The sequence below is a fragment of the Microbacterium lushaniae genome (genome assembly GCF_008727775.1).
Lineage (GTDB): Bacteria > Actinomycetota > Actinomycetes > Actinomycetales > Microbacteriaceae > Microbacterium > Microbacterium lushaniae.
On record NZ_CP044232.1, the window covers coordinates 399,663 to 424,752 of the forward strand.

28 protein-coding genes are annotated in these 25,090 nt (G+C 71.0%); 21 read left to right on the forward strand and 7 right to left on the reverse strand.

Annotated features, from left to right (window positions below; genetic code table 11):
- Positions 1–78 precede the first annotated feature (78 nt).
- From F6J85_RS01900 to F6J85_RS01955, 12 genes are all read left to right on the forward strand, one after another.
- Positions 79–1,365 (forward strand): endo-1,4-beta-xylanase, encoded by a 1,287-nt coding sequence (locus F6J85_RS01900; protein ID WP_150923614.1) that lies wholly within the window; start codon positions 79–81, stop codon positions 1,363–1,365.
- Positions 1,362–2,621 carry a D-arabinono-1,4-lactone oxidase gene (locus F6J85_RS01905; protein ID WP_150923615.1) on the forward strand — a complete coding sequence of 420 codons (1,260 nt, stop codon included), beginning with the start codon at positions 1,362–1,364 and terminating at the stop codon, positions 2,619–2,621. The genes F6J85_RS01900 and F6J85_RS01905 overlap by 4 nt, the downstream gene beginning before the upstream one ends.
- A 346-nt stretch (positions 2,622–2,967) precedes the next feature.
- Complete coding sequence (locus tag F6J85_RS01910; RefSeq protein WP_191906711.1) at positions 2,968–3,540, forward strand: alternate-type signal peptide domain-containing protein; 573 nt, start codon at positions 2,968–2,970, stop codon at positions 3,538–3,540.
- A 48-nt stretch (positions 3,541–3,588) separates the two neighbouring features.
- Complete coding sequence (locus F6J85_RS01915; protein ID WP_150923617.1) at positions 3,589–4,173, forward strand: hypothetical protein; 585 nt, start codon at positions 3,589–3,591, stop codon at positions 4,171–4,173.
- Positions 4,170–5,099, forward strand: coding sequence for a hypothetical protein (locus tag F6J85_RS01920; protein WP_150923618.1), 930 nt, complete (start codon positions 4,170–4,172; stop codon positions 5,097–5,099). Before F6J85_RS01915 ends, F6J85_RS01920 begins: the two co-directional genes overlap by 4 nt.
- Positions 5,096–5,731 carry a signal peptidase I gene (locus F6J85_RS01925; protein ID WP_150923619.1) on the forward strand — a complete coding sequence of 212 codons (636 nt, stop codon included), beginning with the start codon at positions 5,096–5,098 and terminating at the stop codon, positions 5,729–5,731. Before F6J85_RS01920 ends, F6J85_RS01925 begins: the two co-directional genes overlap by 4 nt.
- Before the next feature lie 89 nt (positions 5,732–5,820).
- Positions 5,821–6,075, forward strand: a complete 255-nt coding sequence (locus F6J85_RS01930) for a DUF3072 domain-containing protein (RefSeq protein ID WP_150923620.1) — start codon at positions 5,821–5,823, stop codon at positions 6,073–6,075.
- Positions 6,072–6,959 carry an aminoglycoside phosphotransferase family protein gene (locus F6J85_RS01935; protein ID WP_150923621.1) on the forward strand — a complete coding sequence of 296 codons (888 nt, stop codon included), beginning with the start codon at positions 6,072–6,074 and terminating at the stop codon, positions 6,957–6,959. The genes F6J85_RS01930 and F6J85_RS01935 overlap by 4 nt, the downstream gene beginning before the upstream one ends.
- 260 nt (positions 6,960–7,219) lie before the next feature.
- Entirely contained in the window at positions 7,220–8,062 is an 843-nt protein-coding gene (locus tag F6J85_RS01940) for a MetQ/NlpA family ABC transporter substrate-binding protein (protein ID WP_150923622.1), read from the forward strand.
- Entirely contained in the window at positions 8,059–9,090 is a 1,032-nt protein-coding gene (locus F6J85_RS01945; RefSeq protein WP_150923623.1) for a methionine ABC transporter ATP-binding protein, read from the forward strand. Before F6J85_RS01940 ends, F6J85_RS01945 begins: the two co-directional genes overlap by 4 nt.
- A complete protein-coding gene (locus tag F6J85_RS01950) occupies positions 9,087–9,755 on the forward strand; it encodes a methionine ABC transporter permease (protein ID WP_224793347.1) in 669 nt (222 codons plus the stop codon). The genes F6J85_RS01945 and F6J85_RS01950 overlap by 4 nt, the downstream gene beginning before the upstream one ends.
- Before the next feature lie 2 nt (positions 9,756–9,757).
- Positions 9,758–10,936, forward strand: coding sequence for an aminotransferase class I/II-fold pyridoxal phosphate-dependent enzyme (locus F6J85_RS01955; RefSeq protein WP_150923624.1), 1,179 nt, complete (start codon positions 9,758–9,760; stop codon positions 10,934–10,936).
- On the opposite strand, the gene F6J85_RS01960 is transcribed toward F6J85_RS01955, so the two are convergent.
- Positions 10,916–11,641 (reverse strand): DUF72 domain-containing protein, encoded by a 726-nt coding sequence (locus F6J85_RS01960; protein WP_150923625.1) that lies wholly within the window; start codon positions 11,639–11,641, stop codon positions 10,916–10,918. The two genes, F6J85_RS01955 and F6J85_RS01960, sit on opposite strands and share 21 nt — an antisense overlap.
- Positions 11,642–11,716: 75 nt before the next feature.
- Positions 11,717–12,217 carry a MarR family winged helix-turn-helix transcriptional regulator gene (locus F6J85_RS01965; RefSeq protein WP_191906712.1) on the reverse strand — a complete coding sequence of 167 codons (501 nt, stop codon included), beginning with the start codon at positions 12,215–12,217 and terminating at the stop codon, positions 11,717–11,719.
- A 167-nt stretch (positions 12,218–12,384) separates the two neighbouring features.
- Between F6J85_RS01965 and F6J85_RS01970 the strand changes: the two genes are divergently transcribed.
- Both F6J85_RS01970 and F6J85_RS01975 read left to right on the forward strand, forming a co-directional pair.
- Positions 12,385–12,933 carry a MarR family winged helix-turn-helix transcriptional regulator gene (locus F6J85_RS01970; RefSeq protein ID WP_238707029.1) on the forward strand — a complete coding sequence of 183 codons (549 nt, stop codon included), beginning with the start codon at positions 12,385–12,387 and terminating at the stop codon, positions 12,931–12,933.
- 84 nt (positions 12,934–13,017) lie between these two features.
- A complete protein-coding gene (locus F6J85_RS01975) occupies positions 13,018–13,269 on the forward strand; it encodes a hypothetical protein (RefSeq protein ID WP_150921429.1) in 252 nt (83 codons plus the stop codon).
- 3 nt (positions 13,270–13,272) lie between these two features.
- Here F6J85_RS01975 and F6J85_RS01980 read toward each other — a convergent pair whose 3' ends face one another.
- Positions 13,273–13,587 carry a DUF7882 family protein gene (locus tag F6J85_RS01980; RefSeq protein WP_150921428.1) on the reverse strand — a complete coding sequence of 105 codons (315 nt, stop codon included), beginning with the start codon at positions 13,585–13,587 and terminating at the stop codon, positions 13,273–13,275.
- 119 nt (positions 13,588–13,706) lie between these two features.
- Here F6J85_RS01980 and F6J85_RS01985 point away from each other — a divergent pair, with 119 nt between their 5' ends.
- Entirely contained in the window at positions 13,707–14,024 is a 318-nt protein-coding gene (locus tag F6J85_RS01985; protein ID WP_135063144.1) for a DUF7882 family protein, read from the forward strand.
- 22 nt (positions 14,025–14,046) lie between these two features.
- Here the strand turns inward: F6J85_RS01985 and F6J85_RS01990 are convergent, their stop codons facing one another.
- The 3 genes from F6J85_RS01990 to F6J85_RS02000 all read right to left on the reverse strand — a co-directional run bounded on the left by F6J85_RS01990 (position 14,047) and on the right by F6J85_RS02000 (position 16,138).
- Entirely contained in the window at positions 14,047–14,376 is a 330-nt protein-coding gene (locus tag F6J85_RS01990) for a DUF7882 family protein (protein WP_150923628.1), read from the reverse strand.
- 328 nt (positions 14,377–14,704) lie between these two features.
- On the reverse strand, positions 14,705–14,893 hold the full coding sequence (locus F6J85_RS01995; protein ID WP_150923629.1) for a hypothetical protein: 189 nt from the start codon (positions 14,891–14,893) through the stop codon (positions 14,705–14,707).
- A 48-nt stretch (positions 14,894–14,941) separates the two neighbouring features.
- Positions 14,942–16,138, reverse strand: coding sequence for an ROK family protein (locus F6J85_RS02000; RefSeq protein ID WP_150923630.1), 1,197 nt, complete (start codon positions 16,136–16,138; stop codon positions 14,942–14,944).
- 163 nt (positions 16,139–16,301) lie between these two features.
- Between F6J85_RS02000 and xylA the strand changes: the two genes are divergently transcribed.
- Both xylA and xylB read left to right on the forward strand, forming a co-directional pair.
- On the forward strand, positions 16,302–17,492 hold the full coding sequence (gene xylA, locus F6J85_RS02005; RefSeq protein WP_150921423.1) for a xylose isomerase: 1,191 nt from the start codon (positions 16,302–16,304) through the stop codon (positions 17,490–17,492).
- 99 nt (positions 17,493–17,591) lie between these two features.
- On the forward strand, positions 17,592–19,001 hold the full coding sequence (gene xylB, locus F6J85_RS02010) for a xylulokinase (RefSeq protein ID WP_150923631.1): 1,410 nt from the start codon (positions 17,592–17,594) through the stop codon (positions 18,999–19,001).
- Between the two features lie 18 nt (positions 19,002–19,019).
- On the opposite strand, the gene F6J85_RS02015 is transcribed toward xylB, so the two are convergent.
- On the reverse strand, positions 19,020–20,051 hold the full coding sequence (locus F6J85_RS02015) for a LacI family DNA-binding transcriptional regulator (RefSeq protein ID WP_150923632.1): 1,032 nt from the start codon (positions 20,049–20,051) through the stop codon (positions 19,020–19,022).
- 234 nt (positions 20,052–20,285) lie between these two features.
- Here F6J85_RS02015 and F6J85_RS02020 point away from each other — a divergent pair, with 234 nt between their 5' ends.
- The 4 genes from F6J85_RS02020 (at position 20,286) to arfA (ending at position 25,084) form a co-directional block, all read left to right on the forward strand.
- The gene (locus F6J85_RS02020) at positions 20,286–21,635 is read left to right on the forward strand and encodes an ABC transporter substrate-binding protein (protein ID WP_202980865.1); all 1,350 of its coding nucleotides are present in this window, start codon (positions 20,286–20,288) and stop codon (positions 21,633–21,635) included.
- 71 nt (positions 21,636–21,706) lie between these two features.
- Positions 21,707–22,648, forward strand: a complete 942-nt coding sequence (locus F6J85_RS02025) for a carbohydrate ABC transporter permease (RefSeq protein ID WP_150923634.1) — start codon at positions 21,707–21,709, stop codon at positions 22,646–22,648.
- On the forward strand, positions 22,645–23,529 hold the full coding sequence (locus tag F6J85_RS02030) for a carbohydrate ABC transporter permease (RefSeq protein ID WP_150923635.1): 885 nt from the start codon (positions 22,645–22,647) through the stop codon (positions 23,527–23,529). The genes F6J85_RS02025 and F6J85_RS02030 overlap by 4 nt, the downstream gene beginning before the upstream one ends.
- 43 nt (positions 23,530–23,572) lie before the next feature.
- Complete coding sequence (gene arfA, locus F6J85_RS02035) at positions 23,573–25,084, forward strand: arabinosylfuranosidase ArfA (RefSeq protein ID WP_150923636.1); 1,512 nt, start codon at positions 23,573–23,575, stop codon at positions 25,082–25,084.
- Positions 25,085–25,090 lie beyond the last annotated feature (6 nt).

Genomic DNA, 25,090 nt, shown 5'->3' on the forward strand with positions numbered 1-25,090 from the left:
GCCGGGCTGTCGGGTGCGCCGTTACGCTGGGACCTCGACGCCCGATGGGGACCCCCGCCGCGGGGGAGGAGGCCGCGCGTGCCCGAGTTCGCTCACCGACGGACGGATGCACGGCTTCGCCTGGTCGACCGGGACGGCACCCCCCTCGCCGGTGCCACCGTGACGGTCGCCCAGACCCGGCACGCGTTCGGATTCGGCAACATCGGCTTCGACTTCATCGACCCGGTCGCCGGCCCCCCGCCCCACGAGATCGCCGAAGCCACCGACCGTGGCGACGCCGAGCCGGAGGACCCTGCCGCCCCCGCCGAACTGGACGTGCTCGCCGAGGCCTACCTCTCGCTGTTCAACGCCGTGACCCTGCCGTTCTACTGGCGTCTGTTCGAGCCGGTCCGTGGCGTCACCGACGCCGAGCGGCTCCGGCGCACCGCCCGGTGGTTCCGCGATCGCGGCGTGACGGTGAAGGGACACCCCCTCGTGTGGCACACGCTCGCCCCGACGTGGCTGCTCGACCTCGACGACCGCGCGGTGGAAGACGCCGTGCGCGAGCGCATCCGCACCGTCGTCGCCGGGTTCGCCGGCACCGTGGACCTGTGGGACGCCATCAACGAAGCCGTCATCCTGCCCGCGTTCACGGCCGAGGACAACGCCCTCACGCGCCTCGCGCAGCGACACGGGCGGCTGGGGATGGTGCGGATGGCCTTCGAGGAGGCGCGGGCGGCCGGACCCGACGCGCGCCTCGTCCTCAACGACTTCGACCTGTCGCCGGCGTACGAGCGGATCATCGACGAGAGCCTGGACGCCGGCGTGCCCATCGATGCCATCGGGCTGCAGACCCACATGCATCAGGGATTCCGCGGCGAGGACGAGATCGGCGAGGTGCTCGACCGGTTCGCCCGGTTCGGCCTGCCGCTGCAACTGACCGAGACGACCCTCGTGTCGGGGGATCTCATGCCGCCGCACATCGTCGACCTCAACGACCACGTCGTCCAGGAGTGGCCGTCCACCCCGGAGGGCGAGGAACGCCAGGCCGACGAGATCGTCCGTCACTACCGCACGGCCTTCGCCCATCCCGCCGTCGAGTCGGTCACCTACTGGGGGCTGACGGATGCCGGAGCGTGGCTGGGCGCCCCGGCCGGCCTCCTGCGCGTGGATGGGTCTGGCAAACCGGCGTTCGACGCGCTGCGCGACCTCATCCGCCGCCAGTGGTGGACTCCGCCGGCATCCGCCGCGGCCGACGCCGACGCGGTCGTGGCGGTGCGGGGGTTCGCCGGCACCTACCGGGTGAGGACGGATGCTGCCGAAGCCGACGTCGAGCTGCCGGCCGGCCCGTTCGCGGTCGATGTGGTGCTGGCGGGGGAGAGATGACCGCGGGCCGGCGGACGAACTGGGCGGGCAACCTCGTCTACTCCGCGGCGGAGGTGGTATCGCCGGCATCGGTGGACGAACTGTCCGGCGTGGTGCGCGGCGCCGACCGCATCAAGCCCTTCGGCACGCGCCACAGCTTCAACACCGTCGCCGACACCGAGGGCGTCGCCGTCTCGGTCGCCGGGCTCCCCCCGGAGGTGTCGATCGATCCCGGACGCCGCGTCGTGCGGGCCGCGGCGGGCCTGCGGTACGGCGACCTGGCCGCTCGGCTCGACCGCGAGGGGTGGGCCCTGTCCAACCTCGCCTCCCTCCCGCACATCTCCCTCGCCGGGGCGGTGGCGACCGGGACCCACGGCTCGGGCGACACCGCGGGCTCGCTCGCCTCCGCCGTCGGGGCGGTCGAGCTCGTCACCGCCGACGGCGCCCTCCGCACGTTTCGGCGGGGCGATCCCGACTTCCCCGGCGTCGTGGTCTCCCTCGGTGCGCTCGGGGTCGTCACGACGGTCGAGCTCGACATCGTGCCGCGCTTCGACATCGCGCAGACGGTGTACGAGGATCTGCCGCTGGATGCCGCGCTCACCCAGTACGGCGCGATCACCGCCGCGGGATACAGCGTTTCGCTGTTCACGACCTGGCGCGATCCCGACGTCGTCGAGCAGGTGTGGGTGAAGCGCCGCGCCGAGGCCGGGCCCGCCCCCGACACCCTCCTGGGCGCTCGCCGCGCCGCGGTCAAGCGGCATCCGCTGCCCGGCGTCGACCCGCAGCACTGCACCGACCAGCTCGGCGTCCCAGGCGCCTGGCTCGCGCGCCTTCCGCACTTCAAGCTCGAGTTCACACCCTCCAACGGCGATGAGCTGCAGACCGAATACCTCGTCCCGCGGCGGCACGCGGGCGAGGCGATCCGCGCCGTGGCGGCGCTCGCCGGTGAGATCGCACCGCTTCTACTGGTGTGCGAAGTGCGTTCGATGGCCGGTGACGACCTGTGGCTCTCGCCGGCGCAGGGCGGAGCCGTCGTCGGCATCCACTTCACGTGGCAGCCCCGCCAGGTCGAGGTCGAGGCGCTCCTCCCCGACATCGCACGCGCCCTCGAGCCCTTCGCCGCGCGGCCGCACTGGGGCAAGGTGTTCGACGCGGATGCGGTCGCTCTCCGCCTGCCGGAGCTCTATCCGCACTGGGACGACTTCCGCTCCCTGCGCCGCACCCTCGACCCCCGCGGCGTCTTCCGCAACGCCTTCCTCGACCGCCTCGGGGCGTAGGCGCCCGCCGCACGGCGAAAGTGCATCGACTCGGCGAAACCGCACCACATCCGGTGCACTTTCGCCGCCCTGATGCACTTTCGGGCAGGACGGCGGGGATGCTGTGGCCAACGTGCGGGTTTCCTCAGGTCGTCTTGTGGTTCGCGTGCACGAGCGACGTCGAGGGTGTCCGAGACCCTGCGGCAACGCTGCGACGAGGCTGGCCATTACCCCGCCCGAACGTTGCGGCGCGGGCCCAAGACTGTAGATGTCGCAAGGGCAGCCGCTCCGGATCGGAACGGGCACCAGGCCGGCGACATCCCCTCCCCTCATCTGCGGCCCACCGCCGCGAAGCAAAGGACATCCCATGAAGAAGTTCGTCAAGGCCTCGATCGCCACCGCTGCAGGCGTCACCCTCCTCCTCGGCGGCGCCGGCACCTTCGCCAGCTGGAACGCCTCGGCCACCACCGCGGGTGCGACCATCGCGTCGGGCAACATGGTCGTCGAAGACTCCGGCGACGCCGGCTCCTGGACCGCCAACGGCGCGGCCATCTCGCTCGCCGGCTACTCGATCGCGCCGGGCGACACCCTCACCTACACCAAGACCATGTCGGTCAGCGCCGAGGGTGACAGCATCCAGGCCACGCTCGGTCTCACCGGCGGCTCGATCGCCGCGGCCGACCCCACCGACGCGTCCGACCAGGCGCTCGCCGGATACCTGCAGGCAGGCGCCACGCTCACCGCCGCAGGCGAGGGCATCAGCGGCACCGGCCCCACCTTCTCCGTCGCTCCCGGCAGCGGCGTCGTGGACGAGGACGTCACCGTCACGGTCACGATCGCCTTCCCCGCCGGCGACACCGTGGGCGGCAACAACGACGCCATGGGTGGCGCGGTGAACCTCAGCGACCTCACCGTCACGCTGACCCAGAACACCAACTGACCCGCCGCTCCCGCTGGGCACGAGCCCACGACACAGATGAGGACCAGGATGCTTCGCCCCCGCCTCCGCCCCGCGCCCCGCGCACAGCAGCACCGCCGCGCTTCGGCGCCGGTGCGCATGCTGCTCGCCGCGCTCGGCACGGCGGGGGCGATCATCCTGGGGATCGTCGCCGGCAGCGGAACGTTCGCCGCGTGGGCCAGCAGTGCACCCGCGGCCGGAGCCGTCACGGTGACCGCCGGGTCCGCGGCCCTTTCGCTCACCCCCCTCTCCCTCACGGCCACCGACCTCTACCCCGGTAAGACGGTGTACGCCGCCACCACCGTCCGCAACGCCGGCACGACGCCTCTCGCCCTCGCGGTGCAGGCCTCCTCGGCCGCGGCGACGCCCTTCACCTCGGCGCTCGTGGTGTCAGCCGGCAGCGGCACGGCGGCCAACTGCACGGCCGGTAGAGTGGCGCCCACGGTGACCACCCCCCTCGGAGCCCCTGCCACCCTCGCCCAGACCCTGGCGCCGGGTACCACGGCGACCCTGTGCATCGGGGTGGGCCTGCCCGTCGGCGCACCCGCCGCGGCGGCCGGCGCCGCTGCCGGCGCCCTGTCCATCACCGTCTCCGGATCCCAGGTGTCCCGATGACCCGCCGTCGGCTTCTCGTCCCGATCGTCGCGATCGCGACGTTCGTCGCGCTCGCCAGCGGCGGAGCGGCGGCGGCCGCCTGGCTGGCAAGTGCGAGCGTGACGGCGAACGCCTCCTCCGCCACGGTCGCCACGACCCTCACGCAGGCCGGCAGCCTCACCACCACGTACCGGTATGCGGGCACGACCTCCCCGACCGCCCGCGGAACGCTGGCGATCGCCAACACCGGCCGCGCGCCGCTGACCTACACGCTGGCCAACCAGCTCACCGGCAGCACGGCTCTCGCCCAGAAGACCACGCTGCAGCTGTGGACGGGAACGTGCGGCCCGACTCCGCCGAGCACGGGCGTCATCACGACGACCCTCGCCGACCCCGCCCCGCCGCTCCCGAGCGCGGCGCGTACGATCGCCCCGGGCGCCACCGTCACGGTGTGCCTGGCCACGCGCATCTCCGGAACGGATGCCTCGGCCGCCAACGCCGCCCTGCAGGGGCAGAGCGTGACCGCCGTCTTCCGTGTGACGGGCGCCGTCGGGTCGGACTGGACCGCCACCGCCGAGGCCGCACCCTTCACCCAGACGGCCTACCGCATCGACCCCGCGGGCGCCGTCGCCTGCACTGCGGCGCGCTGGGGCGAGGTCACCCTCAACTGGACCGCCCCCGCGAACCGGGTCGCAGGGTCCCCCGTGACCTACCGCATCTTCGACACCGCCTCCGGGGACACGCTCGACACCGTGACCGCCGACGCGGCCACCGCATCCGTCACGCTCGGCGGGTACGACCTCCCCCGCAACGGCACGTTCGCCCTCGCCGTCGAGGCGCGGGATGCCACGTCGGGAACCACCGCCACGGCGTCCGCCCCCGTCTCTGTGATCCGCACGACGCCGTGGAACCTCGGCATCCTCTTCCCCTCCCTGCGCTGCTCATGACACACACCGCCGATTCCGACCTCCGCCCCACCCGGCGCTCGCAGCGCGCGGCCGCACGTGAGGAGGCGCGCAGGCACAGCCTGCTGCACTACCTCGCCGTGTCGATCAGCGCCGCCATCCTCGCGCTGATGCTCGCCGTGGCCGCGGCCGTCATCGGCCTGCCGGCACTCGCCGGCGGCAGCGCGATGACCGTGCTCACGCAGTCGATGGAGCCGCGGCTCCCCCCGGGCACACTCGTGGTCATCCGGCCCACCGACCCGGACGAGATCAGAGTCGGCGACGTCATCACGTACCAGATCCGCTCGGGTGAGGCCGCCGTCGTCAGCCACCGAGTGGTGTCCAAGACGTATGAGAACGGCGAGCTGACCTTCATCACGAAGGGTGACAACAACCCCGACAACGATCCCGAGCCGGTGCAGGCCGTGCAGATCCGCGGGACGCTCTGGTACAGCCTGCCACTGCTCGGCTGGGTCAACAGCGTCCTCAACGGCCCCAATCGCGTGATCGTCCTCGCCGTCGTCGCGGGCGGACTGTTCCTCTACGCCGCCGGTGTGTTCTTCTCCTGCGCGCGCGGGCGGCGGCGCCGGGCCGGCGCGGAGCCCGCAGAAGAAGACGCGGCGACGACGAGCTGACCCGGGCAGCGGATGGCGCGTGAGACCGGCCGCGCCGCATCCGTCAAGCCCCCGTGACGCCTTCGGGGCCTCGGCCTAGCATCGAACGCATGTCCGAATCGAACGACTCCGCAACGAACGATGACCGCGAGATGCTGGGGGCGACGGGAAATCCCGACAACTCCGCCGAGAAGGACCCGTCGACCTGGGTCACGGGCGACGAACCCATGACCGCACCTCAGCGCAGCTACCTCGACACCCTCGCGCGGGAGGCGGGCGAGGAGATCCCCGCCGACATCACGAAGGCCGAGGCCTCCGAGCAGATCGATCGTCTGCAGAACAAGACCGGTCGCGGCACGGAGTGAGCGCAGCCGCCTCGGTCGATGCCGAGCGGATCGACGCCGGCCTGGTGCGGGAGCTGCTGGCCGAGCAGTTCCCGCACTGGGCGGGTCTGCCGGTGCGCGCGGTGGCCGCGGGAGGCAACGACCACCGCATGTTCCGCCTCGGCGACGACTTGAGCGTGCGGCTTCCCAGCGCCCCCGGCTACGTGGCGCAGGTGGAGAAGGAGCAGACCTGGCTGCCGCACCTGGCCGCCGCCGTGCCCCTGCCGATCCCGCGTGTGCACGGCCGTGGTCGCCCCAGCCCTCGCTTTGCCGCGCCCTGGTCGGTGTACGGGTGGATTCCGGGGGCCCCCGCCGCCCACACGCCGATCGGCGACCTCGAACGGTTCGCCGCCGACCTCGCCGCCTTCCTCGTTGCCCTGCGCGCGGCCGAGGCCGCCGACGGTCCGGAGCCGGGCACGCACAGCGCCCACCGCGGCGGGCCGGTCGGGCACTGGGACCGGGAGGTGCGCGACCTGCTCGACCGCGTGTCGGGTCGCGAACGGGTGCTGGCGGAAGGGATCTGGCGCGATGCCGTGGCGGCGGATGCCGAGACCGGGCCGGCGCGATGGCTGCACGGCGACGTGGCCGCCGCGAACCTGCTCGTGCGCGACGGGCGGCTGGCCGCCGTGGTCGACTTCGGATGTGCGGCCGTGGGCGATCCCGCGTGCGACACCGTGCCGGTGTGGACCTTCCTGCCCGGCCCGGCAGGGTCGGTGTTCCGCCGCGACCTGGCTCTGGACGATGCGACGTGGGCCCGCGGACGCGGCTGGGCCCTGTGGAAGGGGCTCATCATGCTCACCAACACCGCGCCCGGCCAATCGGACTTCGCGCGCCGCGTCCTGTCGAACCTGTTCGCCGAGGCCTGACCGGCGCGCCCTCGTCCCCGAGAGTGCATCACCTCGGCGAGTGTGCACCACATCCGGTGCACTTTCGCCGACTCGATGCACTTTCGCGGCGCGGCGCGGCGGGCGGGACGGGCACGGCGGGCGGGACGGGCGCGGCGGGCGGGAATGTTGCCGTGTGTGACGGGCGGAATCGGGGGTGGGGCGGTCGGCGCCCTAGCGTGGCGGGGCGGCGGTGACGCACCCGGGTCACGCCGCCCCTGGCTCAGCGAAAGAGGACGTCCATGCGCAACTCCCGCACCCTGCTCGCCGGAACCGCGGCACTCGCGCTGCTGCTGACCGGATGCGCCGGAGCATACACGCCGTCCGCCGACGGCGGCGAGACCGCCGAGAAGACCACGATCACCGTCGGCTTCAACCCCGGCCCCTACCTGGAGATGTTCCAGGACGGCATCGTGCCGATCCTCGAGGAGGAGGGCTACACCGTCGAGACGGTGGAGTTCACCGACGGCATCGTCACCAACGTCGCCGTCGACTCCGGCGAGATCGACGCCAACATCATGCAGCACCCCGTCTACCTGGAGTTCGTCAACGCCCAGGAGGGCCTGGACAACGCCGCTCTCGTGCAGATCCCCACCCCTCGCATGGGCCTGTTCGGCGGCAAGAAGGACTCCCTCGACGACGTCGCGGACGGCTCGAGCGTGACGGTGCCCAACTCGCCGTCGAACCTCTACCGCGGCCTGCTGATCCTGCGCGAGGCGGGGTGGATCGACTTCGACGACGTGGACGACCCGAACACCGCCGACCTGTCGATCATCACCGACAACCCGCACGACCTGGACATCACCGCCATCGAGAACGCCCAGCAGGTTCCGGCGCTGCAGGACGTGGACTACGCCGCCATCCAGGGCAACTTCATCATCTCCGGTGGCCTCGACTACGACGACGCCCTGGCCGTGGAAGACCAGCCGGTGGAGTTCTCCAACGTCGTGACCGTGCGCGGCGCCGATGTGGACGCGCCCTGGGCCGAGGCGATCAAGGCCGCGTACGAGTCGCCCGAGTTCATCGAGTACATCACCTCCTCGCCGCAGTACGCCGGGTTCAACCTGCCCGCCTGGTTCGAATGAGCAGCAGCCGATCGGGGACGATCGTCTTCGACGACGTCTCCAAGACCTTCCCCGGAAGGGCCGCCGACACGGCGGCCCTTCGCGGCGTCTCCCTCGAGGTGGCCGAGGGAACGGTGTTCGGGGTCATCGGCTACAGCGGGGCCGGCAAATCCACCCTCATCCGGATGGTCAACGGCCTCGAGCAGCCCACCACCGGGCGCGTGGTCGTGGACGGCGTCGACATCGGGGCGCTCCGGGGGCGGGGACTGCGCGAGGCGCAGAAGCACACCGGGATGATCTTCCAGCAGTTCAACCTCCTCGAAACCGTCCGGGTGCGCGAGAACGTCGCGCTGCCGCTGCGACTGGACGGCGTGGCGAAATCCGCCGCGCGCGCCCGCGCCGAGGAGGTGCTCGATTTCGTGGGGCTCGGCGACAAGGCCGACAGCTTCGCCGGTGAGCTCTCCGGCGGGCAGAAGCAGCGCGTCGGCATCGCCCGCGCACTCGTGCGGAACCCCCGCATCCTGCTCTCGGATGAGGCCACCAGCGCGCTGGATCCCACCACGACGGTGCAGATCATCGATCTGCTGCGCGACATCAACCGCGAATACGGCACCACGATCCTCGTCGTGACGCACGAGATGGACGTCATCAAAGACCTTGCGCATGAAGTCGCGGTGATGGCCGAGGGCCGCGTGGTCGAACGCGGGAGCGTTCTGGACACGTTCCTGCATCCGCGTGCCGGCATCACGCGCGACTTCGTCTCCACCGTGGTCCCGCAGGGGCTCCCGCGCCGCGTCGTCGACCACCTCGGCAGCGAGGGGCTGTGGCGCCTGCTGCTGCTGGATGAGGAGGTGACGCAGCCGCTCGTGTCCGACCTCATCCGCGACCTGGACGTGTCGGTCAACATGCTCCACGCCGACATGACCGAGATCCAGGAGCACACCGTCGGGCAGATGATCCTCAAGGTCACCGGCGACCCTGCGCGCGTCGCCGCGGCGCGCGCCTACCTGTCCGCGCGCGTCGTCGACCTCAAGGACGTGATCGCGTGAACGGCGACCGCTGGACCCTCATCACACCCGACATCTACCTCACCGCGCTCGGTGAGACGCTGCAGATGCTCGGCGTCGCGCTCGTGCTCGGTTCGATCCTCGGCATCGCCATCGGCACGGCGCTCGCCCTCACCCGCCCCGGGGGAGTGCTGCCCAACCGGGCCGTGAACCTCGTGCTGGGCATCGTGGTGAACATCGTCCGCTCGCTGCCGTTCATCATCCTGCTCGTCGCGATCCTCCCGTTCACGCGGTTCCTCGTGGGCACGAGCATCGGGGTGTGGGCGGCGATCGTGCCGCTGACGGTCATGATCGCCCCCTACATCGGGCGGCTGGTGGAGAACTCGCTGCTGGAGGTGCCGCGCGGGGTCATCGAGGCCGCTCGTGCGATGGGCGCCTCGCCGTTCCAGATCTTCTGGCGCTTCCTGCTGCCCGAGGCCCGCGGCTCGCTCATCCTCGCCGTCACGATCGCGACGGTGGGGCTCATCGACGCCACCGCGATGGCCGGCACGGTGGGCGCCGGCGGCATCGGCGACCTCGCGCTGTCGTACGGGTACCAGCGCTACGACGGGTTCGCTATGGTCGTCACGGTGATCACCCTCATCGTGCTGGTGCAGGGCATCCAGATGGTCGGGTCCTCGATCGCCCGGCGATTCCGGCGGCGCTGACGATGGCCGCCTTCCGGCCCGCCGCCCGCGTCGAGGCCCTGCCGCCGAACTTCTGGGGCGCGATGGACCGGGAGATCGCGCGGCTGAGCGCGCTCCCGGGCCCCCCGATGATCGATGTCTCCAAGGGCAATCCGGATGTCCCCACCCCGGAGCACATCGTCGCGGCGATGCAGCGCGCGGTCGCCGACCCCGTGAACCACCGGTACCCCGCGTACGCGGGCCGGCCGGCGCTGCGCCGCGCGATCGCCCTGCGGTACCGGGAGGACCATGGCGTGCAGATCGATCCGGATGCCGAGGTCGCGGTGTCGCACGGCTCGCACGGGGCGCTCCTGGCCGCCGTCATGGCCCTCGCCGATCCCGGCACGAACGTCGTCCTGCCCGACCCCGGGTACCCGCTCTACACCTCGGCGACGGGCCTTGCCGGCGCGCGCGTGGTGCCGCTGCCGCTCCCGGGGGCGCACCACCAGCCCCACTTCGACGCGCTCGCGGATGTCCCGTCCGCCTCGGTGCTGCTGCTGAACTATCCGAACAACCCCACCGGCGCCCTCGCGACGCCCGAGACCTTCGAGGCGGCGGCGGCGTTCGCCCGGCGCACCGGCGCCGCGTTCATCCACGACTTCGCATACTCCGCCCTGGGTTTCGACGGCCGGCGCCCGCTGTCGGCGCTCGCCGTCGATCGCGGTCACGACGTCACGGTGGAGGTGCAGACACTGTCCAAGACGTACAGCATGGCCGGCTGGCGGGTGGGATTCGCGGCAGGCAACGCCTCGATCATCGCCGCCATCGCCCGGTACCAGGCGCACGCGTTCAGCACGCTGTTCGGCGCGGCTCAGGAGGCCGCCGCCGCGGCGCTGTCGGGCGACCAGTCCGCCGCGGCCGAGCTCGTGTCGATGTATCAGCGCCGGCGCGACGTCGTCGTGGCGGGGCTGCGGCGCATCGGGTGGGACGTGGCGACACCCGAGGGCTCCTTCTTCGTGTGGGTGCGCGTCCCCGGCGGCGGCGATGCCGTCGAGTTCGCCCGTCGCCTGAGGGAGGAGCAGCGCGTGGCCGTGGCCCCCGGTGACGGCTTCGGCGAGCGGGGGCGGGGATTCATCCGGCTGGGTCTGGTCCGCGACGAGGTGACCCTGGGCGAGCTCGTGGAGCGGCTGGACGCGTTCGCGTCAGGCCAGCGCATCCCGTAGCGCCCACGCATCGCGGACGGCGTTGCCCCCGAGGTCGTTGTTGAAGTAGGCGTACACGTCGCGGCCCTGCGCGAGCCACTCGCGGATGCGGTCGGCCCACCACGCGATCGCGTCGGGGCTGTACGAGCCGTTGTACAGGGTGTCGTCCGGCCCGTGCAGGCGCACGTACACGAAGGATGCGGTGGCGCGCAGCACGCACGGCAGTCCCGCGCCGCTCATCACGCAGTAGGCCGCCCCGTGGCGCTCCAGGATCTGGAAGACCGCCTCATCCACCCATGACGGATGCCGCAGTTCCATGACGGGGCGCGAGTCGGGCGGGAGGCCCTCCAGGAAGGCGGTGAGACGGGCGTCGTCGCGTTCGGCGCCGGGCGGCAGCTGCGCGAGGAACGGCCCGCGCTTGCTGCCCACGGCCGCCAGGCCGGTCGCGATCCGCTCCTGCCACTCGGGAGTGAGCTGGAGGCTGCGGGCGTGAGTGACCCCGCGCGGCGCCTTGATGGCAAGCTCGAATCCGGGCGGCAGCCGATCGCGCCACGCCGCGAACCGCTCCGCCCGCGGCCACCGGTAGAAGCTGGTGTTCAGTTCGACGGTGTCGAACTCCTGTACGTACCGGGCGAGCTGATCGCGCGTGCCGCGCTCGTACAGCACGCCCCGCCAGTGCGGATAGCTCCACCCGGACGTGCCGATCCGTGCCCGCGGTGCGCTCATGCCGGTCCTTCCCGCATCGACCCTCGCCGATCGCGTCGGCAGGTCGCAGCGGGTTGACCCGGCGGCGGGGCGGCGCTATCGGGGCGGGAGCGACTCCGCGGGGCCGGTGACGGCGGTGGCCTCCGCGAGGTGGTGCTGCTCGGCGCGATGCAGCTCGTCGAGGAATTCGACCACGGTCCGCCGCTCCTGAGCGCCCAGCCCCGCAGCTGCGGACGAGATGGCCACCCGCCGTACCGCCAGCAGGCGGCGCGCCGGCGACCCCGGGGGCACCGTCGCGCGGATCAGGACGCTGCGCCGGTCCTGCGGATGCGGCTGACGCTCCACCCACCCGGCACCGGCGAGGCGATCGATGAGGGCCGTCGTCGCCGCCGAGGAGATCCCCAGCAGATCGGACAGGCTGCTCGGCGTCGTGGTGGTGGTTCCCCTGGATTCCAGGTCGAGCAGGTGCCGCAGCACCGCGGCGTCGTTGGGGCCGATGCCGAGGGCGTGGAGCACCGCGCGATCGACCGACTTCTCAACGCTCACGAGATCGTCCAGCGCCCTGACGACGTTCTCCGCCGACGCGGTGTGCCTCACATCATCCTTCCCCGCGATTCGACTCGAAAAGCGAGATACTCCAGATCATAGCAAGTAGCCTGACAACCTTTCCATGTTACCCGCTGTCCCGTCCCCGGCGGCGGCTGTCCGTGAACTCCCCGCGAGGGGTGGACGCCACGCACAGGTGCTGGCATAGGATGCCGGACGTGGGTGAATCGCGGGCCGAGTCGTCGCGCTATTGGTACGGCGCGTCCGAGGAGGAGCGCCGTTCGCGGGCGATCGAGGTGCTGCAGGCGTTCCGCGTCTACCGCGCGGCGGAGATCGCGATGCGTCGGCGCACGCGCGAGTCGATGTCGATGGGTGAGAACGAGCTGCTCGTCCTGCGCTACCTCCTCAAGGCCTCCGGCGAGGGTCGATCGGTCTCCCCGAGCGAGCTGACCCGCTATCTCGGGGTGTCCACGGCGTCCACCACCGCGATCATCGACCGTCTGGAGAAGTCCGGTCACGTCACGCGGGTGCCGCACCCCTCCGATCGGCGCAGCATCCTCGTGGTGGCCACGGCCGAATCCGACGCCGAGGTGCGGGCCACGCTCGGCAAGATGCACGAGCGCATGATGTCGGCTGTGATCGACATGACCCCCGAGGAGAGCGCGGTCGTCGTGGCGTGCCTCTCGCGGCTCCAGGATGCCGTCGATCAGGTCGATCCGCACCCTGCGGACGAGGAACCGCCCCGGCCGGTGTCGACGGCGATCTGACCTGCGCGGAACGATCGCTAGGCAGGTTGGATACCAGTTCGCAGAGCATTCGCGTTTGCCGAATCGGCGTGCGACGATGAGCGCATGGACGACAAGGCGGTGGATGCTGGTCAGTCGGCGATCCCGCCCGAGGGGGCCGTGCTGGAGATCGAAGGCGTGGCCGTGACCTCCTTCACCGCGGTCGTGCAGCGCCTGCGCACCGACTACCCCGCCGTCACCGCCACGCGCATCGAGACGATCCTGCTGCGCGAGTGGGACGCGTTCACCGCCGGTCGCCCTCTCGTCGTCCCCACCGCCGTGGAGGCGGGGGTCCGGGAGATCCTCGACCAGCTCTGACGTCTACGCCGAGGGGGACTCGGGGGGCTCTGCCACGAGCATGAGGCCGCCCGACGAATTGGCGGAGTTGGCCAATTCCTCCATCCACGTGCGACTGAGCATCGCCGGCTCCGGGTCGTCGAAGACGAAGCGCAACGGGATGGACGGATGCAACCACACGGTGCTCCGCCCCGGTTCCTGACCGTCGCCGTGCGTCCAGGACAGCGTGAAGCTCTCCCCGCGTCGCAGCTTCGTCGCGATGACCACCTTCAGGTGAGCCAGTGCGCGATCCTCGATCTCGATCGGGGTGGCGGAGTCGCCGTAGAAGATCGTTCCCACCCCACCACGATACGACTCGGCGCACCCGCGAAGGCGGGCTTGCATTCCGCCCTCGCCGCGCATAGCGAGGGTGAGGGGGTGCGTACGTCCCGCTCCTCGCGGGCGGCTAGGCTCAGCGCATGGGCAGATTCATCTACGACACGATGCCGAACTCCGTCGACATCGACGATCGCACCCTCGCACACCTCCGCATCGTCGTGATGAACAAACTGCGCCGCTCTGAGTCGTTCATGTTCGACGTCGAGGTCGGCGACGGCAGCGGTCGGCGGAGCTTCTGGATGCACCCCGCCGTTCCGATCCAGTTCCACTTCTTCGGCAGCCGGAGCCCCCGCATCAACCGCGCGTGGGTCGAGGAGCTCATGCTGGTCGCGAGCGGCCCGAACGGTCTCTCGATCGTTCCCGAGCCGGCCGAGGACTCCTTCGTCGAAGAGGGCTGACCGCCTGGCAGCGGCCGGGGCGTCAGGACGTCTCGGTGCGCTCGGCCCGCACTTCGAAGTGCTCGGCGACGAGCATGATGCCTCCGGAGGAGTTGGCCGAGTTCGCCAGTTCTTCCACCCACTGCCGGCTCAGTGTCGCCGGTTCCGGGTCGTCGAAGACGAAGCGCAGCGGAATCGAGGGATGCAGCCACAGGGTGCTGCGCCCGCGCGGCTGGTCGTCGGGGTGGCGCCATGACACCGTGAAGCTCTCGCCGCGTCGCAGCTTCGTCGCGATCACCACCTTCAGGTGCGCGAGTGCACGGTCCTCGATGTGGACCGGAGCGCCGGAGCCGCCGTAGTAGATCGTGCCCATGCCGACCACCCTAGCCGTCCGCCATGGCGCGCGGGATACGCCCGACGGGGGAGGCTGTCAAGGGGATGCGCGAGCGGCGTGCGGTTGCGAGGCTGGAGGCGTCGGAAGGAGATCACCGTGACCCCACGTCGGGAACCGGCCAAGCCGGACGATGAGGATGCCACGCAGGGGACTCCACGCGTCGATGACGCGTTCGCGGGTTTGACACCCATCGACGTGGTGGAAGGCGAGTTGGTGCCGCGCGCACGGCGCCGGTAGCTGTCATCCCTCCCAGAAGTCGGAACCGCGCCGCCCCGGTCATGGATCGAGGCGGCGCGGGCGTGTGTGCTCAGAAGTGGTTCGGTCCGTCGGGCAGAGGGGTCGGCTCCGACGGCGACGGCGCGAGCGGCTCGTCGGGATAGGGCGCGAGCGGCTCGTCGGGGTGCGGGGCGAGAGGTTCGGCCGGAGGTGCGCCCGGCGGGGGGCCGGGGAGACCGGGGGAGACGGGGGCGTCGGGAGGCAGGGTCGGATCGCTCATCCCGTCACTCTCCTGGACGCGCGCCGGCGACGCGACGGGTTGCCCGGTTCAGCCGGCGGGTGTAGCCGCCGATGCCCGCGCACCGGCCGCCGGATCTTCCAGCAGCGGCTCGAACACGGCCTCGGCGGCGCCGATGAGGAGGCGTTCGGCGGCCAGGGAGGCCACCCGCACGTCAAGTCCCTCCGCGCTGGCGGGCATGGCCTGGGCGGCGACGGCGCCGGTGAAGGCGGGCAGATCGAGTTCCGCGAGCGTGGCGAGGAACCCGCCGAGGACGATGACGGACGGGTTGAGCACGTTGACGGCGTTGGCGAGGGCTGTTGCCAGGATGCGGCGCTGACGTGCGGTCTCGGCCGTCACCGCAGCGGAGCCCGAATCCGCCAGCGCGGCCGCGAGCGCGGGCTCGTCGGCGGCGGTCATCCCGAGCACCTCCAGGAGGCGTGCGCGGCTGACTTCGTCCTCGAGCACCCCGCCCGGTGCCCGCCGGTCGCTGTCGGAGACGATCCCGGGGCGGTTCTGCCCGAATTCGCCGGCGTAGCCGCCGGCACCGCCGACGGTCATCCCCTGCACGATGACGCCGCCGCCGATCCCGCTCGCACCGCCGTTGAGGTAGACGACGTCGTCGATGCCCCGCGCGGCCCCGAAACGGTGCTCGGCGAGGATGCCCAGGCTCGCGTCGTTGGCGACCACGACCGGCAGACCGGTGGCCTCGGCCATGAGGGTGCACAGCGGGACGTCGGTCCAGCCCAGGTGCGGCGCCGTGCGCACGACGCCGTCGGCGCCACGGACGAGACCGGGCACGGCCACGCCGATCCCGGCCACGGTCGCATCGGCCAGCTCCGCCGCCCGCCACCGGTCGACGTGCTCGCGTACGAGGCGTGCGGTCTCGTGCGGATCGAGCAGGTGATCCATCTCCAGGCGCACGCGGTGCGGGATGCCGCGGTCCAGTCGCACCACGGCGATCTCGAGGGCGTCGACCTCGGGGTTCACGGCGATCGCGACCACCCCGGGAGAGGTCGTCACCACGGGGGAGGGGCGCCCGACGCGTCGCTCGGGGCCGGGCGCGCTCTCGTGCACGAACCCCAGATCCACGAGTTCGCCGACGAGGTCGGCGATCGTGGACCGGTTGAGCCCCAGCTCGGCGGTGAGGGTCGCACGGGATGCCGCGCCGGCGACGTGCACGCGCCGCAGGATGCGTCCGAGGTTTCCGGCGCGCACCCCCTCGATCCCGGTCCGCGGCGTGGTCATCGCCCCAGGCTATCGAGCCGACGGCTTCACCCCCGACATTTGTTGCCGCCGCGGACGAACCCGCCGACCTCTGCCCATCGGAGAGCGGGGACGGTTGACCCGCGTCCGCCGGGTCGATAGGTTGTGTGTGGCAACATTTTTCGACGACGAAAGCGTGGCACTCATGCCTACCCCCACTCCTGCGGACAAGTTCTCCTTCGGCCTCTGGACCATCGGCTACAACGGCAACGACCCCTTCGGCGGTCCCACCCGCCCTGCACTGGACGTGGTCCACGCGGTGGAGAAGCTCGCCGAGCTGGGCGCCTACGGGCTCACGTTCCACGACGACGACCTCTTCGCCTTCGGGTCCACGGACGCCGAGCGTCAGACGCAGATCGACCGCCTGAAGGGTGCGATGGCCGACACCGGCATCGTCGTGCCCATGGTGACGACCAACCTGTTCAGCGCCCCCGTGTTCAAGGACGGCGGGTTCACCTCGAACGACCGCGCGGTCCGCCGCTACGCCCTGCGCAAGGTGTTCCGCCAGCTCGACCTGGGCGCCGAGCTCGGCGCGCAGACCTTCGTCATGTGGGGCGGGCGCGAAGGCGCCGAGTACGACTCCGCCAAGGACGTGCGGGCAGCCCTGGAGCGCTACCGCGAGGCCGTGAACCTGCTCGGCGACTACGTCACCGACAAGGGCTACGACATCCGTTTCGCCATCGAACCCAAGCCCAACGAGCCCCGCGGCGACATCCTGCTGCCCACGCTCGGTCACGCCATCGCGTTCATCGATTCCCTCGAGCGCCCCGAGCTGGTGGGCCTGAACCCCGAGGTGGGGCACGAGCAGATGGCGGGTCTGAACTTCGCCGCCGGCATCGCCCAGGCGCTGTACCACGGCAAGCTGTTCCACATCGACCTCAACGGCCAGCGCGGCATCAAGTACGACCAGGATCTCGTCTTCGGCCACGGCGACCTGCACAACGCCTTCGCGCTGGTGGACCTGCTCGAAAACGGCGGCCCCGGCGGCGTCCCGGCCTACGACGGTCCCCGCCACTTCGACTACAAGCCCTCCCGCACCGAGGATGAGACGGGCGTGTGGGAGTCGGCCGCGGCCAACATGCGCACGTACCTGCTGCTGAAGGAGCGCGCCGCGGCCTTCCGCGCCGATCCCGAGGTGCAGGAGGCGCTGGCCGCCGCGCGCGTGGACGAGCTGTCGGTGCCGACGCTGAACGAGGGCGAGTCTTACGACGACTTCCTCGCCGACCGCTCCGCGTACGAGGACTTCGACCCGTCGGTGTACTTCGGCGGCAAGGGCTTCGGCTTCGTGCGGCTGCAGCAGCTGGCCACCGAGCACCTCATGGGTGCTCGCGGCTGACGCGATACCGGATACGTTGAGTGTCCGAGACACCGTTATCGGGCGCGCGCGCGTCCAGGTGTCTCGGGCACTGAACGTTGGAGAGAGAGCGAGCATCCGATGGCGCTGGTAGCCGGGGTCGATTCGTCGACGCAGTCCTGCAAGGTCGTCATCCTCGACGCCGACTCCGGTCTCATCGTGCGGGAAGGCCGCGCGACGCATCCGGAGGGCACCGAGGTCGACCCCGAGTACTGGTGGCAGGCCCTCCAGACCGCGATCGCGGAGGCGGGGGGCTTCGACGACGTCGCGGCCGTCTCGATCGCCGGGCAGCAGCACGGCATGGTGGCCCTGGACGAGGGCGGGCGGGTCATCCGCCCGGCGCTGCTGTGGAACGACACGCGTTCGGCGCAGGCTGCCGCCGACCTGGTGGCCGAGGTGGGCGCGGAGGCCTACGCCGCACGCACGGGCGTCGTGCCGGTCGCCTCCTTCACCGCGAGCAAGCTGCGGTGGCTGCGGGATGCCGAGCCCGACAACGCCGCGCGGGTGGCGGCGGTGGCGCTGCCGCACGACTGGCTGACGTGGCGCCTGCGCGGCTACGGCCCCGAGAACCCGCAGCTCGACGCGCTGACGACCGACCGTTCGGATGCGTCGGGAACGGCGTACTGGGGGGCGGAGGGGTACGACCGCGACCTGCTGACCACCGCGCTCGGCCATGACGCCGTCCTCCCGGTCGTGCTCGCGGCGGGGGAGAACGCCGGTACGACCCCCGGCGGGGTGCTCGTGGGCCCCGGCGCCGGCGACAACGCCGGTGCTGCGCTGGGGATGGATGCCGCGCCCGGCGACGTCGGGGTCTCCATCGGCACCTCCGGCACGGTCTTCGCCGTCACCGACCACCCCGTCGCCGACCCCACCGGCACGGTCGCCGGCTTCGCCGACGCCGCCGGCGGATATCTGCCGCTGGTGGCGACGCTCAACGCCGCGCGCGTGCTGGACGCGACGGCCCGGCTGCTGGCCGTCTCCCACGACGAGCTGGCCGCCCTCGCGCTGGCTGCCGAGCCCGGCGCCGGCGGTGCGGTGCTCGTGCCGTGGTTCGAAGGTGAGCGCACCCCGAACCTGCCGCACGCGCGCGCGTCGCTGTCGGGGCTGTCGCTGGGCAACACCACGCGGGAGAACCTCGCGCGAGCCGCCATCGAGGGCATGCTCGCCGGCCTTGCCACTGGCCTGGACGCCATCCGCTCGCTCGGTGTGACGGCCGAGCGCGTGCTGCTGGTCGGCGGCGCCGCGCGCAGCCCCGCGGTGGCCGCGATCGCGGCGCAGGTGTTCGATGTGCCCGTGGCCGTTCCCGCGCCCGGGGAGTACGTCGCCCTCGGCGCCGCCCGCCAGGCGGCCTGGAGCCTCACCGGCACGCGGCCCTCCTGGCCCCTCGCGCTCGAGCGGGCCGCGGCATCCGACCCGCGTCCGGACGTGCGCGCCGCGTACGACGCCGTCGCCGCGCGGCGGGCCGAAGAAGCCGCATCGCCCTGGCGCTGACGCCCGACGGCGGTAAGGTCACACCTCGGCGATGGGGAAACCCGTCGACTCGCGCGCCACGACCGTGAAGGCGGGCTGGATCGTGCGCGGGGGCTGGCGCGGACCCTTCTCGGCGATGCGCTCGAGGAGCAGGTCGACGGCGACCTCGGCGATGCGCTCCTTCCCCGCGTCCACGCTCGAGAGCGAGGGCACCGAGAATCGGGCCTCGTCGATGTTGTCGAACCCCAGGACGGCGACGTCGCCGGGCACCGAGAGGCCTTCGCCCGCGAGCGCGCGCAGGGCGCCGAGCCCGAGCGTGTCGTTGAGGGCGAAGACGGCGTCGAAGGCCACGCCCTCGGCGATCATCGCGTGCACCGCCGCGGCGCCCGCCGCGCGCGACCAGTGCGCGCAGGGGCGCACCAGGGCGGGGTCGGCGGCCAGGCCCGCCGCCGACAGCGCCTCCTGATACCCGCGCAGACGCAGGCTCGCCGAGCTCGGCTCGGCCGGGTCGCCGTCGGTGCCGCCCAGCACCGCGATGCGACGGCGCCCGATGGCGATGAGATGCTCGACGCCGGCCCGGGCGGCGGAGGTGTTGTGGATCGCGACGTGATCGGTGGGCCCGCCGAAGATGCGGTCGCCGAGGAGGACGAGCGGGTACTGCACGTCCAGGAGTGCGGCGTCGGCCTGGCCGAGCTGCACGGGGCTGAGCAGCAGGCCGTCGGTGAAGCGCCGGCGACCGCCGGAGACGGCCAGCAGCTCGGCTTCGCGGTCGCCGTTGGTCTGCTCGACCACGACGCCCACCCCTCGCGCTTCGGCCGCGCGGATGATGAAGTCGGCCAACTCGGCGAAGTAGTTCTCGCGCAGCGCCGGCACGGCCAGGCCGATGATGCCGGTGCGTCCCGAGCGAAGGCCGCGCGCGGATGCGTTGGGGCGGTACGCGAGTTCGGCGATCGCCGCCTCCACGCGACTGCGGGTGCCCGGACGGACGTGGGGGTAGTCGTTGATGACGTTGGACACCGTCTTGATGGACACGCCCGCCACGCGCGCGACGTCATGCATCGTCGGCCCCATGGATCCCCCTTCCGGTGGCACGTGAACCCACTCTAGGGCTCGATGCCTCGCCTGAATCCTGCCAGGGGAGCGCGCCCGTCCGGTCGCGCCGTGGATTCCTTGACACTCGCGCGGGGCGACCCCTATCTTTTCTACAACGTTGCTCTACAACGTTGTATAAGCGCTCGCCCGCCCCCCCGCTCCCGAGCGTGGTCCTGCATGACAACGAGGTCTCAGCATCCGAAAGGACACCCGGTGAAGACAAAGCCCGCATTCGCTGCCGCGGCGACGATCACGCTCGCCGCCGCTCTCGTCTCCTGCTCCGGCGGAGGCGCCAGTACCGGTGGGAACGACGCCACCAACTGCACCAACACGATCCCCAAGGAAGACCTGCCCGTCGTCACGATGTGGGCGTGGTACCCCAACATGGAACTCGTCGTCGACAACTTCAACGACCAGAACGACGAGGTCCAGGTGTGCTGGACGAACGTCGGTCAGGGCGGCGACGAGTACGACAAGTTCCAGACGGCCATCACGGCGGGCACCGGCGCCCCCGACGTCATCATGATCGAGGCCGATCGCATCCCGACCTTCCAGATCCAGGAAGCGATCGTGGACATCAGCGACTACGGCTACGAAGACGTCAAGGACGACTACAGCGAAGGCGCGTGGAAGGACGTCTCCGTCGGCGACGGCGTGTACGGCGCACCGGTGGACGGCGGCCCGATGGGCATGATCTACCGCGCCGACATCTTCGAGCAGTACGGCATCACGCCGCCCACGACGTGGGAGGAGTACGAGGCGGCCGCGCAGACGGTGAAGGACGCCGGCGGTCCGCTGTTCGGCGATCTGGGAGCCAACGTCCCCGCGGTGTTCATGGCGCTGCAGTATCAGGCGGGCGCCCAGCCCTTCACCTACGACTCGGCGTCGCCGGAGACGATCGGCATCGACCTGAACGACGACGCGTCGAAGAAGGTGCTCGACTACTGGGCCGGCCTGGTCGAGAAGGGACTCGTCGGCACGCAGGATCAGTTCACGCCGGAGTACATCTCGGGCGTGATCGGCGGCGACTACGCCACGTACATCTCGGCGGCCTGGGCCCCGGGGTACCTCACCGGCGCCGGCGTCGGGGAGGGCGACGACGCGGGCGTATGGAAGGTCGCGCCGCTGCCGCAGTGGGAGGGCGCGGATCCGGTGTCGGTGAACTGGGGCGGCTCCGCCTTCTCGGTGACGAGCCAGGCGGCCGACCCGGAGCTGGCGGCCAAGGTCGCCTTCGGCGTGTACGCCGACGACGCCTCGCTGCTGGACGGCTGGCAGAACCAGGTGATCTTCCCGCTGAACCTCACGGCGCTGAACTCGCAGGAGTTCGTCGACTACGAGGTGCCGTTCTTCGGCGGGCAGCAGGCGAACAAGGAGGTGTACGTGCCGGCGGCCAACGACTACGCCGGCATGACCTACACGCCGTTCGGCCAGTACTACTTCGACGCCTTCACCGAGCAGCTCGCCTCCATCAACGAGGGCTCGATCACGGGTTCGGAAGCCGCCGACCGGCTGCAGGACGATGTCGTCGGCTACGCCGAGGAGCAGGGCTTCACCGTCGAGTGATGCCGCCGCACGCGGGTCGGCCGCCGGGCCGGCCCGCGTGCGCGGTGCATCCCTTCTCACCGGAGGTTTCCATGACCGTTGATCTGGCGCCCAGCGCCACCACCGTCGCCGCGGCGCCCCGGCGCCGGCCGCGACGCCGGATGCGGCAGAGCGTCGTCGGATGGGGCTTCGTCGGCCCCTTCGCCGTCGTGTTCCTGGCTTTCCTCGTCGCACCCCTGCTGTTCGCGCTGTACCTGAGTCTGTTCCAGAACCAGCTCATCGGCGGCACGCGATTCGTCGGGTTCGGCAACTACGTCAAGGCGTTCACCGATCCCAATTTCCTCGACGGCATCTGGTTCGTCATCCGCTTCTCGATCGTGCTCATCCCGCTGCAGATGGCGGTCTCCCTCGCCGTGGCGCTCATCCTCGATGTCGTCACGGGCTCGTTCGCCCGGTTCTCGCGCCTGATGATCTTCCTGCCCTACGCGATCCCCGCCGTCATCGGCGCGCTCATGTGGGGCTTCCTCTACAGCAAGAGCTTCGGGCCGCTGGCTGAGCTGTTCGGCATGTTCGGGCAGGCGGGCCCGGATTTCCTCAGCCGGGAGCTCATCTTCTTCGGGCTGCTCAACATCGTCACGTGGCAGTGGGCCGGCTACTACATGATCATCCTGTACGCGGCGCTGCAGGGGATCGATCCGACCCTGTACGAGGCGGCGCGCATCGACGGGGCCAGTCAGTGGCAGATCGTGCTGCGCATCAAGATCCCGCTCATCGCGCCGGCGCTCGTGCTCATCCTCGTGTTCGCCCTCATCGGCACGCTGCAGTTCTTCAACGAACCGCAGATCCTGCGCTACCTGGCCGCGGGCGCGATCCCCGCCGACTTCACCCCGAACATGTACGCGTATCAGCAGGCCTTCGCCCTCGCGAATTACAACTACGGCAGCGCGATCTCCTTCGCCCTGGGCGCGGTGGTGTTCGTGTGCGTGTACATCTTCATGTTCATCACGCGCAAGCGGGGGAGCTTCCTGTCATGACCACCGCCCTCGATCGCTCACGCCGTGCTGCTGCGCGCCGCCGCCACCTGCCCATGCAGATCCTGCTGGGGTTCCTCGTGGTGTACTTCCTCATCCCGTTCTGGTGGGTCATCGTCAACAGCTCCAAGACGGCGGCCGGCCTGTTCGGCGGCGGCAGTTCCCTGTGGTTCGCCGACGTCGTGGACTACGCCGGCAACTTCGCACAGCTGTTCACCTTCCAGGACGGCATCTATCTGCGGTGGCTGGGCAACTCGGCCCTGTACGCCTTCGCCGGCGGCCTCGGCGCCACCATCCTGGCGGTGGCGGCAGGCTACGGTTTCGCCAAGTACCGGTTCGCGGGACGCCAGCTCGGCTTCGCCATCCTGCTCGGCTCGGTCATGGTGCCCACCACCGCCCTGGTGATCCCGACGTTCATCATGTTCGCCGAGCTGGGGATCACCAACACCATCTGGGCCGTCATCCTGCCGACGCTGCTCAACCCGTTCGGGGTGTACCTCATGCACGTGTACGCGCGCGACGCCGTCCCCGACGAGCTGCTGGACGCCGCCCGCGTGGATGGGGCGCGGGAGTTCCGCATCTTCGTGCAGGTCGCCCTGCCGATGCTGCGCCCGGCCATCGTCACCGTGCTGCTGCTGTCGATCGTGGCGTCCTGGAACAACTACTTCCTGCCCCTGGCGATGCTGTCGGACAACCGCCTGTTCCCCGTCACCGTGGGGATCGGCCTGTGGCAGGGAATCGCCTCGGCCAACAACTCCGGGGGCACGTCGCTGTGGAGCATCATCATCCTGGGTTCGCTCGTCTCGGTGATCCCCCTCGTGATCGCATTCCTCACCCTCCAGCGGTACTGGCAGGGCGGATTGTCGATCGGCAGCTTGAAATGACGTGGCCGAGCACGGCCGTCCCGCACCATCCGGAAAGAGGAGCATGACTTCTGCACGTGTCACCATCGACCCGCACTTCGTGGTCGGAGCCGTCGATCGCCGCCTGTTCGGCTCGTTCGTCGAGCATCTCGGTCGCTGCGTCTACGACGGGATCTACGAGCCGTCGCACCCGTCGGCGGATGCGGACGGCTTCCGCCAGGACGTGATCGATCTCGTGCGCGAGCTCGGCGTCTCCACGGTGCGGTATCCGGGTGGGAACTTCGTGTCGGGGTACCGCTGGGAGGACGGCGTCGGGCCGCGTGCCGACCGGCCGCGGCGGCTCGATCTCGCGTGGCACTCCACCGAGACCAACGAGATCGGCCTCGACGAGTTCGCGACGTGGTCGGCGAAGGCCGGCAGCGAGGTGATGTACGCCGTGAACCTGGGCACACGCGGGGTGCTGGAGGCGCTCGACGTGCTCGAGTACGCCAACCTGCGTTCGGGCACCTTCTGGTCGGATCGCCGTGTCGCCAACGGCCACCCCGAGCCCCACGACATCCGCATGTGGTGCCTGGGCAACGAGATGGACGGCCCGTGGCAGCTCGGTCACAGCACGGCGGAGGAGTACGCGAGCCTCGCCGCCAAGACCGCCAGCGCCATGCGGCAGGTCGACCCCGACCTCCAGCTGGTGGTGTGCGGGAGCTCGGGAGCGCAGATGCCCACCTTCGGCGAGTGGGAGCGGGTCGTGCTGGAGCGCACGTACGACGACGTCGACTTCATCTCGTGCCACGCCTACTACGAGCCCAAGGGCGGCGACTACGCCAGCTTCCTCGCCTCGGCCACCGACATGGACCGCTTCATCGACACCGTCGTGGCCACGGCCGACCACGTCAAGGCGATCCGCCGCAGCGACAAGACGATCGACATCTCCTTCGACGAGTGGAACGTGTGGTACCAGTCCCGCTACAACGACGTCGACAAGATCACCGACGTCGAGCAGTGGCCCGTCGCCCCGCGCCTGCTGGAGGACACGTACTCCGTCGCCGACGCCGTCGTGGTGGGCAACCTGCTCATCTCGTTGCTGCGTCACGCCGACCGCGTGAAGTCGGCGAGCCTCGCCCAGCTGGTCAACGTCATCGCGCCGATCATGACGGAGCCCGGCGGCCCTGCGTGGCGCCAGACGACGTTCTTCCCCTTCGCCGTCACGTCGCGCCTGGCGCGGGGCAACGCCCTCGAGGTGCGCCTGGAGTCCCCCGAGTACGACACCGAGCTGTACGGGACCGTGCCGATGATCGACGCCGTCGCGACGCACGATCCCGGGACGGGGGAGACGACGCTGTTCGTGGTCAACCGCAGTCTGACCGAGGAGGTCACCCTCGACATCGACGTCACGATGCTCGGGGCGGTGCAGGTGCGCTCGGCGGTGAGCCTGCACGACGACGACATGCACGCCGCCAACACGCTCGCCGACCCCGAGCGCGTGGGCCTGCGTGAGGCCGCCGCCGCCCGCGGCGACGAGCACACCGTCTCGCTGACCCTCCCCGCGGTGTCGTGGACCGCGGTGACCCTCGGCTGAGCGGCG